Below are 3,520 nucleotides of genomic sequence, written 5' to 3'. Positions count from 1 at the left end.
GGTGAGTGGGGAGAACCGGCCGTCAGTAGACCGGCTTCTCGGGTTCGATCTGGTTGACCCAGCCGATGACGCCGCCGCCGACGTGGACCGCGTCGGCGAAGCCGGCGTTCTTCAGCACCGCGAGCACCTCCGCCGACCGCACGCCCGTCTTGCAGTGCAGCACGATCCGCCGGTCCTGCGGCAGGTCGCTCAGCGCGTTGCCCAGCAGGAACTCGTTCTTCGGGATCAGCCGCGCGCCCGGGATGGAGACGATCTCGTACTCGTTCGGCTCGCGGACGTCGATGATGTCGATCTTCTCGTCGGCGTCGATCCACTCCTTCAGCTGCCGCGGCGTGATCGTCGAGTCCCGCGCGGCGGCCTGCGCCTCGTCGGAGACGACGCCGCAGAACGCCTCGTAGTCGATGAGCTCGGTGACCGTCGGGTTCTCGCCGCAGACCGCGCAGTTGGGGTCCTTGCGGACCTTGACCTGGCGGTAGGTCATCTCCAGGGCGTCGTAGATCATCAGTCGGCCGACCAGCGGTTCGCCCGTGCCGGTCAGCACCTTGATGGCCTCGGTCACCTGGATCGAGCCGATCGACGCGCAGAGCACGCCGAGCACCCCGCCCTCGGCGCAGCTCGGCACCATGCCGGGCGGCGGCGGCTCGGGGTAGAGGCAGCGGTAGCAGGGGCCGTGCTCGGACCAGAAGACGGAGGCCTGGCCGTCGAAGCGGTAGATGGAGCCCCAGACGTACGGCTTGTTCAGCAGCACGCAGGCGTCGTTGACGAGGTACCGCGTGGCGAAGTTGTCCGTGCCGTCCACGATCAGGTCGTACTGGGCGAAGAGCTCGAGCACGTTGGACGAGTCGAGCCGCTCCTCGTGGATGTTGACCTGGACGTAGGGGTTGATGCCCTGCACCGTCTCCTTGGCCGACAGCGCCTTGGACTTGCCGATGTCCGCCTGGCTGTGGATGATCTGCCGCTGCAGGTTCGACTCGTCGACGACGTCGAACTCCACGATGCCCAGGGTGCCGACCCCGGCCGCCGCCAGGTACATCAGCGCCGGTGAGCCGAGACCGCCCGCGCCGACGGCGAGTACCTTGGCGTTCTTCAGCCGCTTCTGCCCGTCCATCCCGACGTCGGGGATGATCAGGTGGCGGGAGTACCTGCGGACCTCATCGACGGTGAGCTCGGCGGCCGGCTCTACCAGGGGTGGCAGCGACACGGGGACTCCGTAGGTCTAGGGACACGGTCTTTCGTCCCTCAACACTGCCACGCCCCAGTTGATTCCGAGACACCGATTCCACACTCCGGGCACCGGGGCGCCGGGCACCGCCACCGTCCGTCCGCTCACATCCGGCAGGCCGCCTCCATCCAGATGTCGGCCAGCGACTCCTCCAGGCTGATCCTGGCCCGCCAGCCGAGCCGGTCGCGGGCCGTGCGCACGTCCGCCTGCTGCCAGGGGCCGCAGCCGTCCGGGTAGGGGCCGACGGCCGGCAGCGGGTGGTGGCCGCCCACGGTCTCCGGGGACTGCCGGGGCGGCGGCGGGCCCTCGAGCTCGTGCAGGGTGCCTGCGTAGCCGGAGATCCTGGCCAGCGCCGCCGCCGCCTCGCGCAGCCGGACCGCGTGCCCGGTGCCAATGTTGATCACCCCCTGGGCGGCGGAGAGCGTGGCGGCGTGCACGGCACGTGCCACGTCGCGGACGTCGACGAAGTCGCGCTGTACGGCGAGGCCGCCGAGCTTGAGCTCGCTGTCGCCGTGCTGCATGGCGCGCCGCAGCGAGTCGGCGAGCCGGCCGAGCGGCGAGCCGGCGGGGGTGCCGGGGCCGGTGGGCGAGAAGACCCGCAGCACGATGGCGTCGAGCCCGGAGCCGAGCACCAGCTCGGTGGCGGCGAGCTTGCTGACGCCGTAGGGGCCACCGGGGCGGGCGACGGCGTCCTCGGCGATGGACGAGCCGTTCTGCGAGGGTCCGTACTCGGCGGCGCAGCCGATGTGGACCAGGCGCGCCCGACAGCCACTGCGCCGCAGCGACTCGCAGAGGGTGGCGGTGGCGACCGTGTTGTGCCTGGTCAGCTCGCTCGCGGTGCCGCGGATCGCGCCCGCGCAGTTGATCACGACCCCGGGGTGCACGGCGTCCAGGAAACGGGTGAGCGCGCCCGGGCTGCCGGTGGACAGGTCGAATCGGACGTCCGCGTCGTCGCTGCGTCCCAGGGCTGTCAGCTGCACGGCGGGGTCGGCGAGCAGCCGGTCGGCGACGAACCGGCCCAGGTACCCACCCGCGCCGAGAAGCAGCACTCTCATCGGTCTGTGCTCCTTGCGTGTGAACATGATCTTGGTGGGCCGGGACGGAACGGGGGTGGCGAAACGGTCCGCCTGGCCCCACGCGCGGCGTGCACCGGTGCACCCCCATCTCCCGTCGGTCCCATGACGAAGAGACGGTATGTCTACTTGTGCACCTCACGACGGACGGATGTCCGCCGCACCATCAGAAGGGGTGAAGTTTCGTGACGTCGCGCGGAGTGGCGTCGTTACACCACAACGGCGAACGACGGAGACGGGCCGGGGGAAAGGGGTCAGCGCTCCGGGTGCGGCCACGGGTTGGGCCGGCAGGTCACGCCGTCCGTCTCGAGGAACTTGGTCTGCTGCATCATCACCGGGGCGAGCTCGCCCTCGCCCGGGCAGAGCACGTGGCCGTAGCCGAGCCGGTGCCCCACCTCGTGGTTGACCAGCATCCGCCGGTAGGCGGCGATGTCCTCGCCGTAGGTCTCCGAGCCCTGCGCCCAGCGCCAGGCGTTGATGATCACGCGCTCGGTGTTGGACGAGTTGCAGGAGACGTTGTCCTCGGTGATGTCGAGGCCGGAGAGCGCGCACCACTCGGCGGCGGTGCCGGGACTGGCCAGGGTGATCACGAAGTCGTACTCGCCGGCCGACACCCGGGCGAACGAGCGCTCGCCGTCGTTGCCCCAGCCGCGCGGGTCGTTGAGGGTGCGGTGGACCACGTCGGCGAAGAACTCCGGGTCGAGGCCCAGGCCTTCCTCGACGTCCACCCGGTAGCGCACCTGGGTGGCGGCGGTCGGGTCGCCCGCCGGGGCGCTGCCGCCCACCGGGACCAGCTCCCCTGAGCCGGTCAGCTCCGGGTCGAACTCGATCATGGTGGCGAGCTGTTCCTCGAAGCTCGGCTCGGCCGGCTCCTCCTCGACCGAGCCCGAGGGCGACTCGCCGCGCGGATCGGGGTCGGCCGAGTCGTCCTCGCCGGCGCCAGGGCCCGCGTCCGGCCGCGCCGAGTCGGGGTCGGTGTCGAGCCGTCCCGCGGTGTCGGGCCGGTCGGAGCCGCGGTCGGCGAGATCGCCGCCGACGACGACGGTGAGGACGGTCACGACGGCGGCGGCCGCCACGCCGGTGAGGGTGCGCCCCCAGCCCGCCCGACGGTCGCCCCGGTTATCCCCGAGCCCACGCCGCCGCTCGCGCGGCCGGCCATGGCGCCCGGACGACGACGTGCGCCGCGCCGGCCCGCCCTGCCGCGACTCATCGGGCCCGTCGGCCC

At 71.8% G+C, this 3,520-nt stretch carries 3 protein-coding genes; all 3 read right to left on the bottom strand.

All coding sequences use genetic code 11. From position 1 onward, the window contains the following. Nucleotides 1-22: 22 nt before the first annotated feature. Nucleotides 23-1,201 carry an adenylyltransferase/sulfurtransferase MoeZ gene (gene moeZ, locus E1265_RS35035; protein WP_132934990.1) on the bottom strand — a complete coding sequence of 393 codons (1,179 nt, stop codon included), beginning with the start codon at nucleotides 1,199-1,201 and terminating at the stop codon, nucleotides 23-25. A gap of 125 nt (nucleotides 1,202-1,326) precedes the next feature. Beyond that, on the bottom strand, nucleotides 1,327-2,277 hold the full coding sequence (locus E1265_RS35030) for an NAD-dependent epimerase/dehydratase family protein (protein ID WP_132934989.1): 951 nt from the start codon (nucleotides 2,275-2,277) through the stop codon (nucleotides 1,327-1,329). Between the two features lie 272 nt (nucleotides 2,278-2,549). Next, nucleotides 2,550-3,520 (bottom strand): DUF3152 domain-containing protein (locus E1265_RS35025; RefSeq protein WP_347877290.1); only part of this gene is annotated, 971 nt, incomplete at its 5' end.

This window comes from Streptomyces sp. 8K308, assembly GCF_004348315.1.
In the GTDB taxonomy this organism is placed as follows: Bacteria; Actinomycetota; Actinomycetes; order Streptomycetales; family Streptomycetaceae; genus Streptomyces.
This window is presented reverse-complemented; position numbering and strand designations above follow the sequence as displayed.

Coding starts and splice junctions, on each gene's coding strand:
- E1265_RS35030 (WP_132934989.1), bottom strand. CDS start 2,277: ATGAGAGTGCTGCTTCTCGGCGCGGGTGGGTACCTGGGCCGGTTCGTC.